The organism is Roseovarius sp. MBR-154, assembly GCF_053628595.1.
The window spans coordinates 198,568-219,689 of the sequence record NZ_JBRJGR010000002.1 but is presented as its reverse complement, the minus strand read 5'-3'; the positions used below and the strand labels follow the sequence as shown (position 1 = coordinate 219,689).

Here is a 21,122-nt window from a genome sequence, read left to right as displayed (position 1 = left end):
GGCTTGCGCGTGTTGCTGTCACCCGCCCGAATCGGCCGGGCTGGCATTGAGCAGCCCGTAGCGCTCGGCGCCGAGATCGTCGAAGAGGTCGATCTGCGTCTCCAGAAAGTCGATATGGCCTTCCTCGTCGGCGATCAGCGCCTCAAAGAGGTTCTTCGAGACGTAATCGCTGACGCTGTCGCAATGATCGCGCGCCTCGATATAGAGGGTGCGCGCGTCATGTTCGGCGGCGAGGTCCGACTCGAGCGTTTCGCGCAGGGTCTGCCCGATGCGGAGCGGGTCGAGTTTCTGCAGGTTCGGATGCCCGCCGAGAAAGATGATCCGCTCGATCAGCTTGTCGGCGTGGTGCATCTCCTCGATGCTTTCCTCGCGCGACTTGGCGGCGATGCGGCCATAGCCCCAGTCCTCTTGCAGGCGGTAATGCAGCCAGTACTGGCTGACGGCGGTCAGTTCACTCCTGAGCGCCTGATTGAGATAGTCGATGACCTTGGCGTCGCCCTTCATGTGCGTCTCCCTGTGTGGTGGCGCGGCGAAGTCCGCGCAATTGCATAGGTATACCAAGGCTATCTGTCTTGCGCATGGTGTCAACAAAGAGCGGAAGACACCCGCCGCAATCGGCGCGTTTGCCCAGCGCGCGGTAGACCTTGCCGGGGGTGATCAGCGTGTCGGGGTCCGAGGCGCGCATCCAGTCCATGGCCCTATGGATGTCGTCATCGGAGATCGCCATGCAGTGACAGATTATCATCGGGTGTCTTTCCTCTGCCTCAATGTCGTGTCGTGTTTACCGGGTCGGGGATGCTCTGCGCCCGGTTGCACAATAGCGCACGGTGCAGGGCGAGACCAAACCGACCGGCCGCATCCGCCAGCGGCATGATGCCGCGCGGCGCGACCAGCAGGCTGGCCAGCATCAGCGCATCCTCGCGCTCGCCCAGGGCTGCCTCTTCGACGAAGCGGGCAAAGGCCGCCTCGTCGAGCCCGACGCAGTGGCACTGTGGCGCGTGACAGCGCAGCGGGCGGCGGATATGCGGGCCCAGAACCTCGGTCAGGTCCTGCAACGCCTCGAAGGCGGCGCAGGCGGGGGCTTCGGCCATCTGCGTGCGCAGCAGGCCTAGGGCGGCCGAGGCGCCGCCGCGATTCCACTGGCGCAGACAGGCGATGACCGTGCCCGGCAGGCCGGTCATCTCGTCGATCTGCGCCACGGGCGCGTCGGGGGTGAAGGTGCGCGCATGTTTCATTTGGTCAAGATCAACTTGCCGGCGCGGGTGATGCGCAGGGTATAGACCTGGCCGTCGAGCACGATCAGCGCGGTATTGGCCCCGCCGGTGAGCGCGCGGGCGTCGTGACAGGCGGCCTCGGCCCTGAGGTCGGGTGCGGTTCTGGTTTGCGCGCGGATCATGTCTGTGCCCCCGCGCGGTCGGTCATCGGATATGCCATGCCGGTGATTCCCTCTCGTTTCGCGTTACGCCGGGCTCGCCTTGGATCGGACTGGCTTGGCTTCCTATTTCTTACTGTTCTAGTAGGGAATGTCAATTCTGATATTTTCAGTCGGATTTAAAGCTGTGAATTGCCGCTGGTCAGATCGGGTTCTTGCGCGTTAGTGTTGCCGTGTCCCTGACGGGATCGAGCCGCGCAACCCGACCGGATCCAGCGATGACCCTTCAGGCGATCAAGCAGAAGCCGCTCAGCCTGCCTGCGGCCCCCAAGACCGAGGTGCGCACGCAATTCGGCGGGCTGTGTTATCGGATGCGCGACGGCAAGCCCGAGATCCTGTTGGTGACCAGCCGGGGATCGGGCCGCTGGATCATTCCAAAGGGCTGGCCGATGCCGGGTCGCACCCCCGCGGACATGGTCCTGCGCGAGGCCTGGGAGGAGGCTGGCGTGCGCGGCGTGGCGCATGGCGTGGCGCTCGGGCTTTATTCCTACACCAAGGTGGTCGGGCCCGAGCGCGGCGTGCCGTGCCTGGTGATGGTCTATCCGGTTCAGGTCAAATCCATGGCGGCCAGGTTTCCCGAGGTCGGTCAGCGTCGGCATAAATGGTTGCGCCCCAAGAAAGCCGCCAAGCGGGTGGGGGAAAGCGAACTGGCGCACCTGATCCGCAGCTTCGATCCCCGCAAGCTGGGGTTATAGGCCACGCCGACCGCGCTTGATCTTGGCCGCGCAGGGCGTAAATATGCGATGATGATCAGATGGATCGAATGATGATACAGTTTTCGCTGAAATGCGAGGCGGACCACCGCTTCGACAGTTGGTTCAAGTCCGCGACCGCCTTCGACACGCTGCACGCCGCAGGCATGGTGAGTTGTGCGGTCTGCGGCTCAACCCGCGTGGAAAAGGCGTTGATGGCCCCGCGCGTGCAGTCGGGCGGCGTTGCTCTGACGGAGGCCCGCGAGACCGATCCCGCCCCGGTCGCAAAGGCGCTGGCCGCGCTGCGCCGCAAGATCGAGGAAAATTCCGATTACGTCGGCGTGGATTTCGCGCGCGAGGCGCGCGACATGCATGACGGGCTGACGCCCGAACGCAGCATCTACGGCGAGGCCAAACTGGAAGACGCGCGCAGGCTGATCGAGGATGGCGTCCCGGTCGCGCCCTTGCCGTTCCTGCCGCGGCGCAAGGCGAACTGACCGCGAGAAGAAAGGCAATCCCCATGCATATCGTCATCACCGGCGCGAATCGTGGGATCGGCCATGCGATAGCCGAACGCTACCGCGCCGCCGGACATCAGGTTACCGGCACCGCGCGGGTGCCGGTCGACGATCTGGTGGCGCTCGACGTGACCGATCCGGTGTCCTGCGGTGCGCTGGCGGAGCATTTGCAGGACCGCCCGGTCGATCTGCTGGTCTGCAATGCGGGCATCTATCCCGACAAGGGCCAGCCGCTGGAGACCGGCTATCCGGCGGCGATGTGGGCCGAGAGTTTTGCCACCAATGTCACCGGCGTGTTTCTGAGCGTCCAGAGCCTGCTGCCCAATCTGCGCGCCGCGCAGGGTGCCAAGATCGCCATCATCTCAAGCCAGATGGCCAGCCACACCCGCGCGCCCGGCGGCAGCTATATCTACCGTGCCTCCAAGGCGGCGGCGCTCAATCTGGGGCGCAACCTCGCCGCCGATCTGGCACTCGAGGGGATCGCGGTGGGCATCTATCACCCCGGCTGGGTACGCACCGAGATGGGCGGCGACGCGGCCGAGATCTCGGTGGATGAGGCGGCCGACGGGCTGCTTGCGCGGTTTGCCGCGCTGGACATGACCTCGACGGGCTGTTTCCAGACATGGGACGGGCGCGATCACCCGTATTGAGGCGGGGCGGTGAGGTGATTGGCCTGGAGTGGACCTTGCACGCCGCCAGAAGGTGCCGCAGGACGGTCCGGCTGCGGGACGGCGTCATGCCGGAGGCATGCCTCTGGCATGACGATCGCGCGGCACCTTCGGTGCGTTTCGCGCGGGTTACGGCAACGGTAGCGTCAGGCCAAGATGCCCCAACCCCAAGCCGCCGCACCCAAACACCCCCGCGACACCTGCGCTCTTGCGCGCGCGTGCGACCATGCGTACACCCCGTCCGGTGAAAAAGCCTCAGGACCGCGCACATGCCCGTTCTCGTGATGAAATTCGGCGGCACCTCGGTCGCCAATATCGACCGCATCCGGCGTGCCGCAAAGCGCGTCGGCGTCGAGGTGGCCAAGGGCTATGACGTGATCGTCATCGTCTCGGCCATGTCGGGCAAGACCAATGAGCTGGTGAACTGGGTGGGCGAGATCTCGCCGCTTTATGACGCGCGGGAATACGATGCCGTGGTCAGCTCCGGCGAGAACGTGACCGCCGGGCTGATGGCGCTGACCTTGCAGGAAATGGATGTGCCCGCGCGCAGCTGGCAGGGCTGGCAGGTGCCGCTGAAAACCAACTCGTCGCATTCTTCCGCCCGGATCGAGGAGATCCCGCCTGACAATATCAACGACCGCTTCGCGCAGGGCATGCGGGTGGCGGTGGTCGCGGGCTTTCAGGGGATCAGCCCCGAGGGCCGCATCACCACGCTGGGGCGGGGTGGGTCGGACACCACCGCCGTGGCCTTTGCCGCAGCGTTCAATGCCGAGCGCTGCGACATCTACACGGATGTCGACGGCGTCTATACCACCGATCCGCGGATCAGCTCCAAGGCGCGCAAACTGGACAAGATCGCGTTTGAGGAAATGCTGGAACTGGCGTCGCTCGGGGCCAAGGTGCTGCAAACCCGCTCGGTCGAGCTGGCGATGCGCTACAATGTGAAGCTGCGGGTGCTGAGCAGTTTCGAGGAACAAACGGATGAGGCCGGCACGCTTGTCTGCGCCGAGGAGGAAATCATGGAATCGAATGTTGTCAGCGGCATCGCCTATTCCCGGGACGAGGCAAAGATGACCCTCATCTCGGTGGCCGACCGGCCCGGCATCGCGGCGGCCATCTTTGGCCCGCTGTCCGAGGCGGGGATCAACGTCGACATGATCGTGCAGAACATCGCCGAGGAGGGCCGCACCGACATGACCTTCTCCTGCCCGACCGATCAGGTCAAACGTGCCGAAAAGGCGTTGCAGGCGGCCAAGGAGGCAGGGCAGATCAACTATCACGACCTGATCGCGGATACCGACGTGGCCAAGGTCTCGGCGGTGGGCATCGGCATGCGCAGCCAGTCGGGTGTCGCGGCGCGGATGTTCAAGACGCTGAGTGACGAAGGTGTGAACATCAAGGTCATTGCAACCTCCGAGATCAAGATTTCCGTTCTGATCGACCGGAAATACATGGAACTCGCGGTTCAAGCCCTGCATGATGCGTTCGAGTTGGACAAATCGGCCTGAGTCTGCGCGCGGGTCATCGGCGCGCCGGGCAGGCCAGCCCTGAAACGGCCCCGGGGGACCGCCACCCATGAGCGACAGCTTCAAGACCGACAGCCGCCAGATGCTGGGCCGCCTGCGCGCGGTCATGGCAGAGGATGCCGGCGGGCAGATGCGGCTCGACCAGATCACCCGGCTTATTGCCGAGGAGATGCATACCGAGGTCTGCTCGATCTACCTTTTCCGCGACGAGGACACGCTGGAGCTTTGCGCCACCGAAGGGCTCAAGGCCGAGGCCGTGCACCAGACCCGGATGAAGCTGGGCGAGGGGCTGGTGGGCCGGGTGGCACGCTCGGGCGAGGTGATCAACACCGACGATGCCCCCGCCGCCAAGGGCTTTCGCTTCATGCCCGAGACTGGGGAGGAGGCCTATTCCTCCTTTGCCGGGGTGCCGGTGCAACGACTGGGCGAGAAACTGGGCGTGCTGGTGGTGCAGTCGAAACAGGCGCGGCTGTTTTCCGAGGAAGAGATCTACGCGCTTGAAGTGGTGGCCATGGTGCTGGCCGAGATGGCCGAACTGGGCGCCTTCGTGGGCGAGGGCGCCGCGATGTCGGCGCGCCACCAGCAGGCGGTGCTGTTTCGCGGAACCTGCGGGCAGGAGGGTGCGGCGCAGGGTCATGTCTGGCTGCACGAACCGCGTGTCGTCGTCACCAATCCCATCGCCGAGGACCCGGCGCGCGAACTCGAGCGCCTGCATGAGGCGGTCGAGACACTGCGTGTGGGGGTCGACCGGATGCTCAGCTCTGCACGGGGCGGCGAGAAAGAGCATCTCGACGTGCTCGAAGCCTATCGCATGTTCGCCAATTCCAAGGGCTGGATGCGCCGGATGGAGAGCAATATCGACAGCGGTCTCTCGGCCGAGGCGGCCGTCGAAAAGGAGCAGTCCGCCGCCCGCGCCCGGATGAGCCAGGTCAGCGACGCCTATCTGCGCGAGCGGCTGCATGATCTTGATGACCTCAGCAACCGCCTGCTGCGCATCCTCACCGGACAGGGCCACGAGACCGGCGCGGAAATGCCCGCCGATCCGATTCTGGTGGCGCGCAATATCGGACCTGCCGAACTGTTGGACTATGGCCGCAGCCTCAAGGGGGTGGTGCTGGAGGAAGGCGCGGTGGGCAGCCATGCCGCCATCGTCGCCCGCGCGCTCGCGATTCCGCTGATCATTCACGCGCAGCGCATCACCACCGAGGCGCTCAACGGCGATCTGATCCTGGTGGATGGCGATCAGGGGATCGCGCATCTGCGACCGGGCGAGTCCATCGTCTCGGCGTTTCGAGACAAGATGGCGATGCAGGCACAGGCGCAGGAGCGCTATGCCTCGATCCGCGACAAGCCCGCCGTGACGCTGTGTGGCGCGCGCATCAAGCTGAAGATGAATGCCGGGCTGATGGCCGATCTGCCGAGCCTCGAAAGCTCGGGGGCAGAGGGCGTTGGCCTGTTTCGGACCGAGTTGCAATTCCTCATTCGCAACCACATGCCCAAGCGCGCCGAACTGTCGGAGCTTTACGCCCGCGTGATGGACGCCGCCAAGGAGCAGCGCGTGGTGTTTCGCACGCTCGATATCGGCTCTGACAAGGTGCTGCCCTACATGAAGGCCACCGACGAGCCCAACCCGGCGATGGGCTGGCGGGCGATTAGGGTGGGTCTGGATAAACCGGGCGTCATGCGGATGCAGCTTCAGGCGCTGATCCGCGCCGCCAAGGGCCGACCGCTGACGATCATGTTCCCCTTCGTGGCGCAGCGCGACGAATTCACCGCCGCCCGCGCCGAGATGGACAAGGCCCTGGCCCGCGAGCGCATCCTCGGTCACCCGATCCCCGAACTGATCGAGGTGGGCGCGATGCTGGAGACCCCCTCGCTCGCCTTCGCGCCGGATTCGTTCTACGCGGATGTGGATTTCCTCTCGGTGGGCGGCAACGATCTCAAGCAGTTCTTCTTTGCCGCCGACCGCGAGAACGAGCGCGTGCGCCGCCGCTACGACACGCTCAACGTGAGCTTTCTCAACTTCCTCGAAGGCATCGTCTATCGCTGCGCGACGCTCGACACGCCGCTCAGTTTCTGCGGCGAGGATGCGGGCCGCCCGGTGGAGGCTGCCTGCCTTGCCGCCATCGGGTTTCGCACGCTCTCGATGCGCCCGGCCTCGATCGGCCCGGTCAAGAGCGTGTTGCGCCGCATCGACCTTGGCGAATTGCGCGACGTGATCCATGCCGAACGCAGCGTCGGCGCGCAAAGCGTGCGCCCCGCCGTGATGGAGTATCTGCGCGGAAAGTTGTGAATGGCGGTTGGTGCGGGGTGGATCGTGATGGCCTGAAGCTGCCGTTGGCGGTTATAGAGCTAAGCCGCGCGGTGCCCGACCGCGGGTGGGCGCGGCACCCTTTCCGGAAGGCACTTTATATCAGCCCAATACTTCCGCGTTTTCAATTACTTGATACGTTGCAAAAGCGCCCGCCCGGGGGGCGGTCGGGCGCTGCGCGGCGGTGCCTGCGGCACCTCGATTCCGCGTATTGGTGCTAGAGGCCAACGGCAGTTCAAGGCCCGCCCCGGACCACATTCCCCCTGTGCACCCCTGCACGCCCCCTGCGCGGTGCTATGGCTTATCCCTGCCGTCCTGGCACCCTACCTTCACACCAAAGAAGGAGGGCATCATCATGGGCCAACTGGTCAACGGCGTCTGGCACGACACCTGGTACGACACCAAATCGACGGGCGGCAAATTTGTCCGCTCGACCGCGAAATTCCGCAACTGGATCACCCCGGATGGCAGCCCCGGCCCCTCGGGCGAGGGTGGCTTCAAGGCGCAAAGCGGGCGCTATCACCTCTATGTCGCCTATGCCTGCCCCTGGGCGCATCGCGCCCTGATCTTTCGCAGCCTCAAGGGTCTGGAGGATCACATCGGCGTGTCGGTCGTGCATCCCGACATGCTGTCCGAGGGTTGGGAGTTTCGCACCGACTTTGCCGGTGCCACCGGTGACCGGCTCTACGGGTTGCCCTATGCCCGCGACATCTATCTCAAGGCCGATCCGGAGATTTCCGGCCGCGTGACCGTGCCGATCCTGTGGGATACCGAGCGCGAGACCATCGTCTCAAATGAGTCGTCCGAGATCATCCGCATGTTCAACTCGGCGTTTGACGGGATTACCGGCAATACCGACGATTACTGGCCGCAAGACCTGCGCGATGCCATCGAGCCGGTCAACGCGCGCATCTACGACACCGTCAACAACGGCGTCTACAAATCCGGCTTTGCCACCTCACAAGAGGCCTATGAGGCCGCCGTCTATCCGCTCTTCGACAGCCTCGACTGGCTGGAAGAGCGGCTGTCGCAGAACCGCTACCTGATGGGCGAGCGGCTGACCGAGGCCGACTGGCGGCTTTTCACCACGCTCATCAGGTTCGATCCGGTCTATCACCTGCATTTCAAATGCAACCGCCACCGGATCGTCGATTACCCCAACCTCTGGGGCTATCTGCGCGAGCTTTACCAATGGCCCGGTGTGCGCGAGACGGTGGATTTCGACCATATCGTGCGGCACTACCATTACAGCCATGACACGATCAATCCGGACCGAATCATCCCGATCAACCCGCGCCCCGATTACGACGCGCCGCACGGGCGCGGCTGAGGGCGTCAGGCGTCGAGCCGGTCGAGAAACCGGCGCATCTCGGAGGCGACCTGTTGCGGGTGGGTCATTGGCCCCATGTGTCCCGCCCCGGCGATCACCGCTCGCGCGGCGCGGGGCAGGCGCGTGGCGAGCCCGTCATTGATGGCCGGAATGATCGACGGAGAGGCGCTGCCCTCGATCAGCAACACCGGCACGGCGATGCGCCCGAGCGCATTGTGGGCCAGCATGCCCCCGGCATCGTCATAGAGCGCCGGAGCGGCAGCCTCGATGAGCGGCATCTGCGCGGCAAGCCCGGCCTGAACCGGCGCGGGCAGATCGTCCCATCTGCGCCCGTCGCCCCAGACCCGCAGAAAGCCTTGCGCCGCGCGCGCCATGTCGCCCGAGGCGATGCCCGCGGCATACTCGGCCATCTCGGCCATATGTTCTGCGCGGATCTGTGGCTGATCGGCCAGTGCCACGGCGAAGAATACCGGCTCGTAGAGGATCAGCGCGCGCACCAGATCGGGATGCTCCACCGCCAGCCGCAGCGCCACCGTCGCGCCGAAGGAATGGCCGATGATCACGGTGGGACGGTCGAGAAAATCCGCCGCGATCGCCGTGCTCGCCGCCTGGATCTCGCCGGTGCCCAGCCACGGGCCGCTCTGCCCATGGCCGGGCAGATCGAAGGCGGTCAGTTGCACGTCATTGCCGAGCAGGCGCATGATCCCGGCCCAGCTGCCCGAATGCGACAACGAGCAATGCAGGCCGAGCGCCGGGCGCGGTCCGGTGCCGAAAGTCGTCCAGTGGGTCGCGTGGCCCGCGCGGCGCGCCTTGGGCATGATCTCAGAGTTTGCCTGCCAGATGCAGGTCGAGATCTTCGAGCCGGTCCTGGCCCCAGAAGCTCTGCCCGCTGTCGACCACGTAGAACGGCGCGCCGAAGACGCCCCGGTTCACCGCTTCTTCGAGATTGGCGGAATAGGTCTCGGCCCCGCTCAGCAGGCCCTTGTCGGCGAGCGCCGGATCGAAGCCCGCCTTTTGCAGGCAGTCGCGGACCACCGCATCCTCGGCGATGTCGCGCTCCTCGGCCCAGCAGGCGCGCAGGACCGATTGCACCAGCGCGCCCACATCGCCGCCGCCCGCATTCTGCGCGGTGATGATCGCATAGGACGAGGGTGCCGGGTTGGTCGGCCAATGCGCGGGCTTGAGATTGAGCGGCAGGCCGCGTTTCCTGGCCTGTCGCGGCAATTCCTGTGCGCGGTAGGCATTGCGCGACGGGTGCCGTTCGGCGGGGGCCGTACCGCCGGTGCGTGCAAAGAGGGCCATGATGTCGAGCGGCTTGTAGGTCACGCTTGCGCCATGTCTGGCCGCGATCTCTTCCAGCCCGGATCCTGCCAGATAGGCAAAGGGTGACAAGGTCGAGAAATAATAATCTATATGGGCCATTTCACCGTGCTCTCCGTTCGCATCGCTTTGCGCGACCCTAGGTGCATGCTAAGCGGTGTGCAACATCACGAATCTGTCACATGGATCATTCCGGGAACCCTCATCATGCCTTCCACACCGCAACCCAAGCTGATTTCCGGCAATGCGAACCTGCCGCTCGCCAAGGCCATCGCGCGGCGCATGTCGATGCATCGGGGGGTCGATGTGGGGCTCTGCGATGCGCGGATCGAACGGTTCAACGATCAGGAAATCTTTGTCGAGGTCTACGAGAACGTGCGCGGCGAGGACATGTTCATCATCCAGCCCACCTCGAACCCGGCCAATGACAACCTGATGGAGCTGCTGATCATGGCCGACGCGCTGCGCCGGTCCTCGGCCCAGCGGATCACCGCAGTGATCCCCTATTTCGGCTATGCACGGCAGGATCGCCGCTCCAAGGCGCGCACCCCGATTTCGGCCAAGCTGGTGGCCAACATGATCGTCGAGGCGGGGATCGAGCGGGTGCTGACCATGGACCTTCACGCGGCGCAGATCCAGGGCTTCTTCGACATTCCGGTGGACAACCTCTATGCCTCGCCGATCTTTGCGCTCGACATCATGACGCAATTCAAGGGCGTGATGGATGACGTGATGATCGTCTCGCCGGATGTGGGCGGCGTGGCACGGGCGCGCGAACTGGCCAAGCGCATCAACGCGCCCCTTTCCATTGTCGACAAACGCCGCGAAAAGGCAGGCGAAGTGGCCGAGATGACCGTGATCGGCGATGTGAGCGACAAGATCTGCATCATCGTCGATGACATGTGCGACACGGCCGGCACCATGTGCAAGGCGGCGCAACTGCTGACGGATAACGGTGCACGCGAGGTGCACGCCTATACCACCCACGGTGTCATGTCCGGCCCGGCGGTGGAGCGGATCACCAACTCGGTGCTGAAATCCATGGTCATCACCGATACGATCCAGCCCACCGAGGCGGTCAAGGCGACGCCCAATATCCGCATCATTCCGACAGCCCCGGTCTTTGCCCAGGCGATCCTCAATATCTGGAACGGCACATCGGTGTCGTCGCTCTTCGAGACCCCGACGCTGGAGCCGGTCTATGAGGGGCAGTTCAGCGGCTGATCGGGGCAGGGTGGGCGGTGCCCGCCGCGCGGGTCTCAGTAGACATCCTGCCAGTCATCTTCGTGGAAGGCCGCGCCGATGGCGAGCCATCGGACCCGAACCCGCGCCACGCGGGTGTCGGACCAGGTGCGGAACACCACCTCGAACCCCTTGCGGGTGATCTTTTCGGCGGTGACATCCGCGCGCGCGTTGGTGCCGCTGTCCATATCCCAGAGCGACATCGAAACATGCACGATTGGCTCGTCCTTGAATTCGGTCGTGAAGGTGATCTTCTTGCGGCGCTCGCGCGCGCCGCGTCCGGTCCACATCGCGCCGCCATCCTCGTAATCGGAGAACAGCACGTCGTCCCCCTGATCGACGCCAATGGCCTGATTGATGAATACCTGCATGCGCCGCGCCTTTGTTATCCTGCCTGAATTATTACGTATTTCTGGCAGAATTGAGAAACGAAAAAGGAAAAAGGGCCGCGTGGCGACCCTTTTACCCGTTGCGTGTGACGCGATGGTTCAGTGTGAGGAAAGCCCGATGTGATCCCCGATCGCCACCATGTCCGACAAGAGCTTGGCCGCCTCGTCCACCGGGCCGGGCTCGTTGACATAGGTTTCCTGCGCCTTGGCCAGACGGTCGGTCGCCTCGGCGACCATCGCCTTGTAGGCGTCCTGCGTCATGTCCTCACGCGCCACGGCGCGTTCCGCCAGGATCGAGATGCTCTCGCCGTTGATCTCGGCGAAGCCGCCGGTGACGACATATTCCTTGTCGCCCTGCGGGCCCGAGACCCGGACGATCCCGGGACGCAGCGTGGTGATTAGCGGCGAATGATCGGGCATTGCCGTCATGTCCCCCTCGGCCCCGGGGATCTGCACCTCACGGGCCGCCACCGAGGCCAGCAGGCGCTCGGGGCTCACGAGATCGAATTGCACTGTGTCAGCCATATCGGCCTCCTCTTGCGGCATGTGGTGGGGTTGACCCCCACCCTACGCCAAAGGTCGTCATGTAGGGTGGGGGCAACCCCACCCCGATCTCATGCCGCGTCTGCCGCCATCTTCTCGGCCTTGGCGATCACATCGTCGATGCCGCCGACCATGTAGAACGCGCCTTCGGGCAGGTGATCGTATTCACCCGCGACCACGGCCTTGAACGACTTGATGGTCTCTTCCAGCGGCACCTGGATGCCGTCGGAGCCGGTGAACACCTTGGCCACGTCGAAGGGCTGGCTGAGGAAGCGCTGGATCTTACGGGCGCGGGCCACGGTCAGCTTGTCCTCTTCGCTGAGTTCATCCATGCCGAGAATGGCGATGATGTCCTGAAGCGACTTGTAGCGTTGCAGGATGCCCTGCACGTCACGGGCCACCTGATAATGCTCTTCGCCGACGATCTGCGGGTCCATCAGGCGCGAGTTCGAGTCGAGCGGGTCCACGGCGGGGTAGATACCAAGCTCGGAAATCGCACGGCTGAGAACGGTCGTGGCGTCGAGGTGGGCGAAGGTCGTGGCCGGTGCCGGGTCGGTCAGGTCATCCGCAGGCACGTAAACGGCCTGAATGGACGTGATCGAGCCGGATTTGGTCGAGGTGATGCGTTCCTGCATAGCGCCCATGTCGGTCGCCAGCGTCGGCTGATAGCCCACAGCCGAAGGAATACGACCCAGAAGCGCCGACACCTCGGAGCCCGCCTGCGTGAAGCGGAAGATGTTATCGACGAAGAACAGCACGTCCGAGCCGGATTGGTCGCGGAACTGCTCGGCCAGCGTCAGGCCGGTCAGGGCGACACGCGCGCGCGCGCCTGGAGGCTCGTTCATCTGGCCGTAGACCAGCGCAACCTGGCTTTCTTCCAGATTGTCGGGCTTGATCACGTTCGATTCGATCATCTCGTGATAGAGGTCGTTGCCCTCACGCGTCCGCTCGCCCACACCGGCGAAAACCGAATAGCCCGAGTGCACCTTGGCGATGTTGTTGATCAGTTCCATGATCAGAACCGTCTTGCCCACACCGGCACCACCGAAGAGGCCGATCTTGCCGCCCTTGGCGTAGGGGGCGAGCAGGTCCACCACCTTGATGCCGGTTTCGAGGATTTCGGAGGCGGTCGACTGCTCGGAGAATTCCGGCGCCGGCTGGTGGATCGAGCGATATTCGGTCGCCTTGATCGGCGCGCCCTCGTCCACCGGCTCGCCGATGACGTTGAGGATGCGGCCGAGGGTGGCATTGCCCACCGGCACCGAGATCGGCGAGCCGGTATCGCTCACGGCCTGACCGCGCACGAGGCCTTCGGTCGCGTCCATCGCGATGGTGCGCACGGTGTTCTCGCCCAGATGCTGCGCCACTTCGAGGACCAGCTTCTTGCCGTGGTTGTCGGTTTCCAGCGCGTTCAGGATGGCTGGCAGATCGCCGTCAAAGTGAACGTCCACAACGGCGCCAATGACCTGGGTCACTTTGCCTTTTGCATTTGCCATGTTTCGTCTCCGGTTTGTCTTACAGCGCTTCCGCGCCGGAAATGATTTCAATCAGCTCGTTGGTGATCACGGCCTGACGCGAGCGGTTGTATTCGATGGTCAGCTTGTCGATCATCTCGCCCGCGTTGCGGGTGGCGTTGTCCATAGCGGACATCCGCGCGCCCTGTTCCGAGGCCCCGTTTTCCAGCAGCGCGCTGAAGATCTGCGTCGCCACACCGCGCGGCAGCAGATCGGCGAGGATCGCCGTCTCGTCCGGCTCGTACTCGTAGAACGTCTCGGTATCGGCCTCGTCCAGATCGCCCACATCGGCAGGGATGATCTGCTGCTTGGTCGGGATTTGCGTGACCACGTTCTCGAACTGCGAGTAGAAGATCTTGGCCACGTCGAACTCTCCGGCGTCGAACCGGTTGAGCACATTGGCCGCCACCGCCTGCGCATCGGCATAGCCCACGCGCTTGACCTCCGTGAGATCGACGTGATCCACGAAATACTGGCCATAGTCACGGCGCATCGCATCGCGGCCCTTCTTGCCGACGGTGAGGATCTTGACCGTCTTGCCCTTGGCCAGCAGAGCGGTGGCCTCGGCCTTGGCCAACTTGGCGATATTGGCGTTGAAGCCACCGCACAGCCCGCGTTCGGCGGTCATCACCACCAGAAGATGCACCTTGTCCTCGCCCGTCCCGGCCAGAAGCCGGGGCGCGTTCTCGGCGTCACCCACCGAGGCCGCGAGCTTTTTCATCACCGCGTTGAAACGTTCGGTGTAAGGCCGCGACATTTCCGCGGCCTCCTGAGCGCGGCGAAGCTTCGCCGCGGCGACCATCTGCATGGCCTTCGTGATCTTGCGGGTCGATTTGACCGACGAGATCCGGTTTTTCAGGTCCTTGAGATTCGGCATTGCCTTATCTCCCCCTTACGCGAAGTCAGCGGCGAATTCGTCCAGCGCGGCCTTGATCTTGTCCTCGGCCTCACCCTTGATCTTGGGATCTTCCTTGGTGATGTAATCCAGCAGATCCTGATGCTTGCCGCGCAGGTGCTTGAGCAAGCCCTGCTCGTAGCGGCCCACGTCGCCAACCTTGATCTTGTCAAGGTAGCCATGCGTGCCTGCATAGATCACACAGACGATCTCGGCGTTGGTCAGCGGCGAATACTGCGCCTGCTTCATCAACTCGGTCAGACGGGCGCCACGGTTGAGCAACTGCTGCGTTGCCGCATCGAGGTCGGAGCCGAACTGCGCGAAGGCCGCCATTTCGCGATATTGCGCAAGCTCCAGTTTCACCGGACCGGCGACCGACTTCATCGCGTTGGTCTGTGCCGAGGAGCCCACACGGCTAACCGACAGTCCGGTGTTCACGGCAGGGCGGATGCCCTGATAGAACAGTTCGGTTTCAAGGAAGATCTGACCGTCGGTGATCGAGATCACGTTGGTCGGAATGAACGCCGACACGTCGCCACCCTGGGTTTCGATGATCGGCAGCGCGGTGAGCGAGCCCGAACCATTGTCCTCGTTGAGCTTGGCCGATCGCTCCAGCAGGCGGGAGTGGAGGTAGAACACGTCGCCCGGATAGGCTTCACGACCGGGCGGACGACGCAGCAGCAGCGACATCTGGCGATAGGCCACGGCCTGTTTCGAGAGGTCATCATAAACGATCAGCGCGTGACGGCCATTGTCGCGGAAATGCTCGGCCATCGCGGTTGCCGAATAGGGCGCGAGGAACTGCATCGGCGCGGGGTCGGAGGCGGTGGCGGCCACGACGATGGAGTACTTGATCGCGCCGCTCTCTTCGAGTTTTTTCACCAGCTGCGCCACCGTCGAGCGCTTTTGGCCGATGGCGACATAGACGCAATAGAGCTTCTTGCTCTCGTCGTCGCCTGCGGCCTCGTTATAGACCTTCTGGTTCAGGATCGTGTCGAGCGCCACGGCGGTCTTGCCGGTCTGACGGTCGCCAATGATCAGCTCGCGCTGACCACGGCCAATCGGGATCATCGCGTCCACCGATTTGAGGCCGGTCGCCATCGGCTCGTGCACCGATTTGCGCGGGATGATGCCGGGGGCCTTCACATCGGCCAGACCACGGTTTTTCGTCTTGATCGGGCCCTTGCCGTCGAGCGGGTTGCCGAGACCGTCCACGACGCGGCCCAAGAGCTCGTCGCCGATCGGCACGTCCACGATGGATTTGGTGCGCTTGACGGTATCGCCTTCCTTGATGTCACGGTCGGAGCCGAAGATCACGACGCCGACATTGTCGGCCTCGAGGTTGAGCGCCATGCCCATGACCCCGCCCGGAAACTCGACAAGCTCACCGGCCTGGACATTGTCCAGCCCGTGAACCCGCGCGATACCGTCACCCACGGACAGAACCCGACCGATCTCGGCAACTTCGGCCTCCTGGCCGAAATTCTTGATCTGGTCCTTCAGGATCGCAGAAATCTCTGCTGCTTGGATACCCATTTATCCGACCTCTTTCATTGCATTCTGGAGGGAATCGAGCCGCGAGCGGATCGAGGTGTCGATCATCTTCGAGCCCACTTTTACAACAAGACCGCCGATGAGGCTTTCATCAACGGTCGCATTCAGTTTCACATCGCGGCCGATTTGGGCCTTGAGGGTTTTCGCCAGCTTGTCGGACTGTGCCTTGGTCAGCGCCTTGGCGCTGATCACTTCGGCTTTCACCTCGCCCTTGTCCTCGGCGATCATCTCTTCAAGCTGGGCGATCAGTTGCGGCAGCACGAAGAGGCGGCGCTTGGCGGCCATGACGGCCAGGCCGTTGCGCAGTTCGGGGACCAGCCCCATCTTGTCGGCAATCGCGGCAATCGCCTTGCCCTGCTCGTCACGGCTGAGCACCGGGGAGGCGATGACCGCGCGCAGGTCGGCGCTGTCGGCGAGGGCTGCGGAGAGATCGTCGAGGTTCGCCTCGAGTTTGGCCAGCGATTTGGCCTCTTTCGCAAGCTCGAAGATCGCAGTGGCATAGCGCGCGGCAATGCCGGAAGAAATCGAAGCTGGTTCGGACACGTCCACCCTTCCGATAATCTGGCCCCGGTTGAGCAGCTGTGACGGCACGTCACGTCCGGGGGCGTTGGCATACGATGAGACTTGCGAAACATCGAAATTCGGCTGGGGTGTAGCAGAGCCTTCCGTGTCGGGCAAGCCGCTTGAAATCAATTGTATACTATGGAATACTGCATGCTTTCAATGGCTTACCTCAAGTGCGACGGAATGCGCGCTTTTTATCCTTCAAAAAACATCACTTTTTCCTACGAATTTGCGATTCCCGCCCTGCGACCCCTGCCCAAACCCCTTGCAGGCGTTTGCGCTATCAGCGTCGCAGGGGCGAGAAATGCCCCGCCGTCTTGCCCTCAGGACCGCTTGAGCAGCGCCAGCAACTGCTGTGACGGCAGGCCGTCCGGCGCCGCCCCCACCGACCGCTGAAAGGCGCGGATCGCGGCCACGGTGTTGGGCCCGACGATGCCGTCGATCTTCTCGACCGCAAAGCCCTTGCGCTGGAGGCGGCGCTGCATCTCCTTGCGCTGGTCGAATGTCAGCGGGTCATAGCCGCGCGGCCAGCTGGCCTGTATTTCCGGCCCGCCCGCGATCCGGTCGGACAGGTGCCCGACGCCCAGGGCATAGGCATCGGCGTTGTTGTAGCGCTTGATCACGTCGAAATTGGCAAAGACCATGAAGGACGCGCCCGACGGCCCCGCCGGTTGCAGGATGCGCGCCGAGCCGAAATCGCGCACCGGTCGCCCGTCGATGCCGACGACACCGCGCGCCGCCCAGTCCGAGGGCATCCGGCTGGTGCTGCCGAAGGACGCGCCGCGCGGCACCAGCACCTCCATGCCCCAGGGCATGCCCTTGCGCCAGCCGAACCGCTTGAGATAGGCGGCGGTCGAGGCCAGCGCGTCGGTCGGATCGTCCGACCACACGTCGCGTTTGCCATCGCCGGTGAAATCCACCGCATAGGCCTCGTATGACGTTGGCATGAACTGCGTGTGCCCCATCGCCCCGGCCCAGGAGCCTTTCATCCGGTCAGGCGTCACATCGCCCGATTGCAGGATTTTCAGCGCCGCGATCAGTTGTTTCTCGAAGAACGCGCCGCGCCGCCCGTCATAGGCCAATGTCGCCATCGAGCCGATCAGCGGCAAGTCGCCCAGCCGCTCGCCATAGGTGCTCTCCATCCCCCAGACCGCCGTCACGACCTCTTTCTCGACGCCGTAATGCGCCTCGATCCGGTCCAGCGCGCGGCGGTGCTGGCGCAGGGCGCGCTGCCCGTTCTCGACCCGCACGGGCGAGACGGCGCTGTCGAGATAGTCCCAGATCTCGCGCTTGAATTCGGATTGGTTGCGATCCTTGGCCACCACATCGGCGTCGTAGCGCACGCCACGAAAGGCGCGGTCGAACACCTGCCCGCTGATCCCCTGCGACAGCGCCCGACCCCGGAACCCGGCGATCCAGCGGTCAAAATCCGGGCTTGCGGTGACCTGAAAGACCTCCACCTTCGCGGGCCGCATCTGCGGGCGCAGAACCTGCGACGGTAGATCGTTCAGCACAACTGCCGCCGGTGTGAACGCCGCTCCTGGGCGCGATTGCGGGCGCAGCGATTCCTCGACCGCGCCGGTTGCCCAGGACGGGCTAATTCCAAGAAACAGGCCCGAAAGCCCCAGTATGACTGCTCGCATCGCCTAGCCCCTTCTGCGTGGCACTTTAGGGCATAATAGCGCGATTGTTTCCAAATCGAAAGCAATCTCGAGGCGATGTGCGTGGTCTTGCCGATCTTGAGGCGGGGGTTCGAGGGTGGAGGGGGCGCGCGTTACTGCGTCTTGAGCGGGGCCCCTCCGGCAAAGCTGTTGCCATTGACGTAGTCGCAGGGTGCCTCCTGCATCTGCAGATGCAGCCCGTCGCCGTCGAAGGGATGCGCGCGGGCCAGCGCCTCATCCACCTCGATGCCGAGGCCCGGGGCTTCGGGCGGGATGACAAAGCCGTCCTCCACCCGGATGCCGCCCTTGATGAGCGCGTCGTGAAACGGGGTCTCGATGGTTTCGGCCATCAGCAGATTGGGGATCGAGGCGGCAAGGTGGATATTTGCGGCCCATTCCACCGGCCCGGCATAGAGATGCGGGGCCAGTTGCGCGTTATAGACCTCGGCCATGGCGGCGACCTTCTTCATCTCCCAGATGCCGCCCGCGCGGCCCAAAGCCGGTTGCAGGATCGCCGCCGCGCCCTCGCGCAGGATGGGGGCAAACTCGGCCTTGGTGGTCAGCCGCTCGCCGGTGGCCACGGGGATGCGCACGGCGCGCGCCACCTGCGCCATAGCGCCGACATTGTCGGGCGGCACGGGTTCTTCGTACCAGAGCGGGGAATAGGGTTCCAGCGCCTGTCCAAGGCGGATGGCGCCGGCGGTGGTGAACTGCCCATGCGTGCCGAAGAGCAGATCGGCGCGGTCGCCCACCGCCTCGCGGATGGCACGGCAGAACGCCACCGACATCGAGATACCGGACATCGCGGGCATATGGCCGCCGCGCATCGTGTAGGGGCCCGCCGGGTCGAACTTGACCGCTGTATAGCCACGCGCGACGCAGTCGAGCGCGCTTTCGGCGGCCATTTCGGGCGAGGTCCAGAATTCGGTGAGGTCGTGATGGGGCAGGGGGTAGAGATAGGTATAGGCGCGGATGCGCGCGTTCATCCGCCCGCCCAGAAGCGCCCAGACCGGCCGGTCGCGCGCCTTGCCCAGAATGTCCCAGCAGGCGATCTCCAGCCCCGAGAACGCGCCCATAACGGTGAGGTCGGGCCGCTGGGTGAAGCCCGAGGAATAGGCGCGGCGGAACATCAGCTCGATATTTTCGGGGTTCTCGCCCTGCATGTGGCGGGCGAACACGTCCTCGATCACGGCGCGCATCGCCTGCGGCCCGACAGAGGCCGCATAGCATTCGCCCCAGCCGGTGATGCCGTTATCGGTGGTCAGCTTCACCAGGATCCAGTAGCGCCCGCCCCAGCCCGGCGCGGGCGGCGATGTCACGAGGATGTCGAGATCGGCGAGTTTCATGTCATGCCCTTTCCGTGGCGATATCTGGCGCGCCTCACCGCACCGTGCCCTGCGCCTCGAGCGCGGAGGTCAGCGCGTCGAAGCGGGCGCGCGCGACTTCGCCGAAGAGCGGTGCCGCGTCCTCCGAGAGGCGCAGTTCGAGCAGCCTTTTCTTGGGGAACCAGCGCAATTCGCCGAGGCGCGCGTTCTTTTTCAGCCAGAGCATCGCGGCAAAGCGCATCGCCTTGCCGACGATTTCGGCATCCTTCTTGTCCGCGTCGGAAATCAGGCTGTCGAGGTCGGAAAACCGGGTGTTGCCGCGCTTGTTGGAGTAGCGGTGCAGCAGGGCAAGGCCGAGAAACACCCGCTCGGAATGCTTGAGCCCGCCGAGATTGGCGCGGGTGGCATTGTCGAAACACACTTCGGCGCGATAGTCGGGATGGGCGCGCCAGCTGACGTCATGCAGCAGGCAGGCGGCGCGGATCAGGCGGCGGCGTTCGGGGCTGGCGGATTTGAAGAGCGGCAGCAGGAAGTGATAGATCACCTTGCCGAAACCGGGCAGGCGCGCGTCCTTGTGCTCGGCGAAGCGGCAGGCCTCGATCAGCGGGTCGCGGTCGCGCAGGAGTTGCGGCATCTGCTCATAAAGCAGCCCCTCGCGGATGCCGTAGCTGGAGATTGCGATGTCGCGCGGCTTGAAGGTCTTGAGCACCTCGCGCAGCACCTCTGCGGCCAGCGGGACAAGGGCGATGCGGCTTGATGAGACGCCCGATGCGCTGCGCAATGTCTCGAGATCGGTCTTTTCGATATGCTTGATGGTGGCGCGCAGATCGGCGGGGCGCATGCGGTATTCGTGCAGCACGTGCAGGGGATAGCCGCGTCGGGCCATGTCGATCCTGGCAATCGCCCGCCACGACCCGCCGACCAGAAACAGGCGGTTGCGCTGTTCGCCCAGCTCCTTTTGCATGGCGGCGAGGGTGTCGCGGATGTGGGCCTTGCGCCCCTTCTTGCCGCCCGTGAGATCGGCCAGCTTGAACGGCCCCAGCGGCGACGAGATCCGCGCGCCGACGGTGCCGCCGTCGATCGCCGCGAGTTCCATCGACGAGCCGCCGATATCGCAGACCAGACCGTAGGAGCCGGGCCAGCCCAGAAGCACGCCCTGCGCCGAAAGCCGTGCCTCCTCGCGCCCGTCGATGACCCAGAGCTTGAGGCCGGTCTCGCGCTCGACCTCGGCGCAGAATTCCGCACCGTCCTCGGCGTCGCGCACCGCGGCGGTGGCGACGGCGACGAGCGGGCCGGTATCCATCCCCTCGCCCAGCATCTGGAAGCGGCGCAGCGCCTCGAGTGCGCGCTTGCGCCCCTCGGGGTTGAGACGCCCGGTTTCGGACATGCCGGAGCCGAGCGCACACATGATCTTTTCGTTGTAGAAATAGGCCGGGCTGCGCGCGGCACCGTCGAACACCACCAGGCGGACGGAGTTGGAGCCCACATCGACCACGCCGACCCGGCTGAGCGCGCGGGCTGTTTCGCTATCGAAAAGGGGGCGGCCAAAGGGGCCGCCATCGGGTTCCGCAGGATCGCTCGTGCCGTCCATATCCGTCCCAGTCTCGTGCGCCCCCTCTATGCGACAGGGGGGCGCGC

At 64.6% G+C, this 21,122-nt stretch carries 22 protein-coding genes; 7 read left to right on the top strand and 15 right to left on the bottom strand.

Features of this window, described 5'->3' with window-relative positions; all coding sequences use genetic code 11:
- Nucleotides 1–18: 18 nt before the first annotated feature.
- The 4 genes from bfr to hemP are packed head-to-tail and all read right to left on the bottom strand — an operon-like array spanning nucleotide 19 to nucleotide 1,396.
- Entirely contained in the window at nucleotides 19–504 is a 486-nt protein-coding gene (gene bfr, locus ACSSV4_RS04285) for a bacterioferritin (protein WP_454273698.1), read from the bottom strand.
- Complete coding sequence (locus ACSSV4_RS04280) at nucleotides 452–745, bottom strand: (2Fe-2S)-binding protein (protein ID WP_454273697.1); 294 nt, start codon at nucleotides 743–745, stop codon at nucleotides 452–454. The genes bfr and ACSSV4_RS04280 overlap by 53 nt, the downstream gene beginning before the upstream one ends.
- Nucleotides 746–764: 19 nt before the next feature.
- Nucleotides 765–1,235, bottom strand: coding sequence for a hypothetical protein (locus ACSSV4_RS04275; RefSeq protein ID WP_454273696.1), 471 nt, complete (start codon nucleotides 1,233–1,235; stop codon nucleotides 765–767).
- Complete coding sequence (gene hemP / locus ACSSV4_RS04270) at nucleotides 1,232–1,396, bottom strand: hemin uptake protein HemP (RefSeq protein WP_454273694.1); 165 nt, start codon at nucleotides 1,394–1,396, stop codon at nucleotides 1,232–1,234. Before hemP ends, ACSSV4_RS04275 begins: the two co-directional genes overlap by 4 nt.
- Nucleotides 1,397–1,650: 254 nt before the next feature.
- On the opposite strand from hemP, the gene ACSSV4_RS04265 reads away from it, so the two are divergent.
- The 6 genes from ACSSV4_RS04265 (at nucleotide 1,651) to ACSSV4_RS04240 (ending at nucleotide 8,477) form a co-directional block, all read left to right on the top strand.
- A complete protein-coding gene (locus ACSSV4_RS04265; RefSeq protein WP_454273692.1) occupies nucleotides 1,651–2,127 on the top strand; it encodes an NUDIX hydrolase in 477 nt (158 codons plus the stop codon).
- A 71-nt stretch (nucleotides 2,128–2,198) separates the two neighbouring features.
- The gene (locus ACSSV4_RS04260; protein ID WP_454273691.1) at nucleotides 2,199–2,621 is read left to right on the top strand and encodes a DUF1178 family protein; all 423 of its coding nucleotides are present in this window, start codon (nucleotides 2,199–2,201) and stop codon (nucleotides 2,619–2,621) included.
- 23 nt (nucleotides 2,622–2,644) lie between these two features.
- Complete coding sequence (locus ACSSV4_RS04255; protein WP_454273690.1) at nucleotides 2,645–3,292, top strand: SDR family NAD(P)-dependent oxidoreductase; 648 nt, start codon at nucleotides 2,645–2,647, stop codon at nucleotides 3,290–3,292.
- 287 nt (nucleotides 3,293–3,579) lie between these two features.
- On the top strand, nucleotides 3,580–4,818 hold the full coding sequence (locus ACSSV4_RS04250) for an aspartate kinase (protein WP_454273689.1): 1,239 nt from the start codon (nucleotides 3,580–3,582) through the stop codon (nucleotides 4,816–4,818).
- Nucleotides 4,819–4,885: 67 nt separating this feature from the next.
- Nucleotides 4,886–7,129, top strand: coding sequence for a phosphoenolpyruvate--protein phosphotransferase (ptsP, locus tag ACSSV4_RS04245; protein WP_454273687.1), 2,244 nt, complete (start codon nucleotides 4,886–4,888; stop codon nucleotides 7,127–7,129).
- Nucleotides 7,130–7,502: 373 nt separating this feature from the next.
- Entirely contained in the window at nucleotides 7,503–8,477 is a 975-nt protein-coding gene (locus ACSSV4_RS04240) for a glutathione S-transferase family protein (RefSeq protein ID WP_454273686.1), read from the top strand.
- Nucleotides 8,478–8,482: 5 nt separating this feature from the next.
- On the opposite strand, the gene ACSSV4_RS04235 is transcribed toward ACSSV4_RS04240, so the two are convergent.
- Entirely contained in the window at nucleotides 8,483–9,295 is an 813-nt protein-coding gene (locus ACSSV4_RS04235; protein WP_454273685.1) for an alpha/beta fold hydrolase, read from the bottom strand.
- Nucleotides 9,296–9,299: 4 nt separating this feature from the next.
- Nucleotides 9,300–9,899, bottom strand: coding sequence for a DsbA family protein (locus tag ACSSV4_RS04230; protein ID WP_454273683.1), 600 nt, complete (start codon nucleotides 9,897–9,899; stop codon nucleotides 9,300–9,302).
- A gap of 105 nt (nucleotides 9,900–10,004) precedes the next feature.
- Here ACSSV4_RS04230 and ACSSV4_RS04225 point away from each other — a divergent pair, with 105 nt between their 5' ends.
- Nucleotides 10,005–11,021, top strand: a complete 1,017-nt coding sequence (locus ACSSV4_RS04225) for a ribose-phosphate pyrophosphokinase (RefSeq protein WP_454273682.1) — start codon at nucleotides 10,005–10,007, stop codon at nucleotides 11,019–11,021.
- A 35-nt stretch (nucleotides 11,022–11,056) separates the two neighbouring features.
- Here the strand turns inward: ACSSV4_RS04225 and ACSSV4_RS04220 are convergent, their stop codons facing one another.
- The 9 genes from ACSSV4_RS04220 to ACSSV4_RS04180 form a co-directional block, all read right to left on the bottom strand.
- Nucleotides 11,057–11,410 (bottom strand): H-type lectin domain-containing protein, encoded by a 354-nt coding sequence (locus ACSSV4_RS04220; protein ID WP_454273681.1) that lies wholly within the window; start codon nucleotides 11,408–11,410, stop codon nucleotides 11,057–11,059.
- Between the two features lie 117 nt (nucleotides 11,411–11,527).
- Nucleotides 11,528–11,953 (bottom strand): F0F1 ATP synthase subunit epsilon, encoded by a 426-nt coding sequence (locus tag ACSSV4_RS04215; RefSeq protein ID WP_454273680.1) that lies wholly within the window; start codon nucleotides 11,951–11,953, stop codon nucleotides 11,528–11,530.
- A gap of 89 nt (nucleotides 11,954–12,042) precedes the next feature.
- Complete coding sequence (gene atpD / locus ACSSV4_RS04210) at nucleotides 12,043–13,467, bottom strand: F0F1 ATP synthase subunit beta (RefSeq protein ID WP_454273679.1); 1,425 nt, start codon at nucleotides 13,465–13,467, stop codon at nucleotides 12,043–12,045.
- 19 nt (nucleotides 13,468–13,486) lie between these two features.
- A complete protein-coding gene (locus ACSSV4_RS04205) occupies nucleotides 13,487–14,362 on the bottom strand; it encodes a F0F1 ATP synthase subunit gamma (protein ID WP_454273678.1) in 876 nt (291 codons plus the stop codon).
- 15 nt (nucleotides 14,363–14,377) lie between these two features.
- The gene (atpA, locus tag ACSSV4_RS04200) at nucleotides 14,378–15,916 is read right to left on the bottom strand and encodes a F0F1 ATP synthase subunit alpha (protein WP_454273677.1); all 1,539 of its coding nucleotides are present in this window, start codon (nucleotides 15,914–15,916) and stop codon (nucleotides 14,378–14,380) included.
- Complete coding sequence (locus ACSSV4_RS04195; RefSeq protein ID WP_454273878.1) at nucleotides 15,917–16,483, bottom strand: F0F1 ATP synthase subunit delta; 567 nt, start codon at nucleotides 16,481–16,483, stop codon at nucleotides 15,917–15,919.
- A 338-nt stretch (nucleotides 16,484–16,821) separates the two neighbouring features.
- On the bottom strand, nucleotides 16,822–18,141 hold the full coding sequence (locus ACSSV4_RS04190) for a lytic murein transglycosylase (protein ID WP_454273676.1): 1,320 nt from the start codon (nucleotides 18,139–18,141) through the stop codon (nucleotides 16,822–16,824).
- Between the two features lie 131 nt (nucleotides 18,142–18,272).
- Nucleotides 18,273–19,505, bottom strand: a complete 1,233-nt coding sequence (locus ACSSV4_RS04185) for a mandelate racemase/muconate lactonizing enzyme family protein (RefSeq protein WP_454273674.1) — start codon at nucleotides 19,503–19,505, stop codon at nucleotides 18,273–18,275.
- A gap of 34 nt (nucleotides 19,506–19,539) precedes the next feature.
- Nucleotides 19,540–21,075, bottom strand: coding sequence for a Ppx/GppA family phosphatase (locus ACSSV4_RS04180; protein ID WP_454273672.1), 1,536 nt, complete (start codon nucleotides 21,073–21,075; stop codon nucleotides 19,540–19,542).
- Between the last annotated feature and the right edge of the window lie 47 nt (nucleotides 21,076–21,122).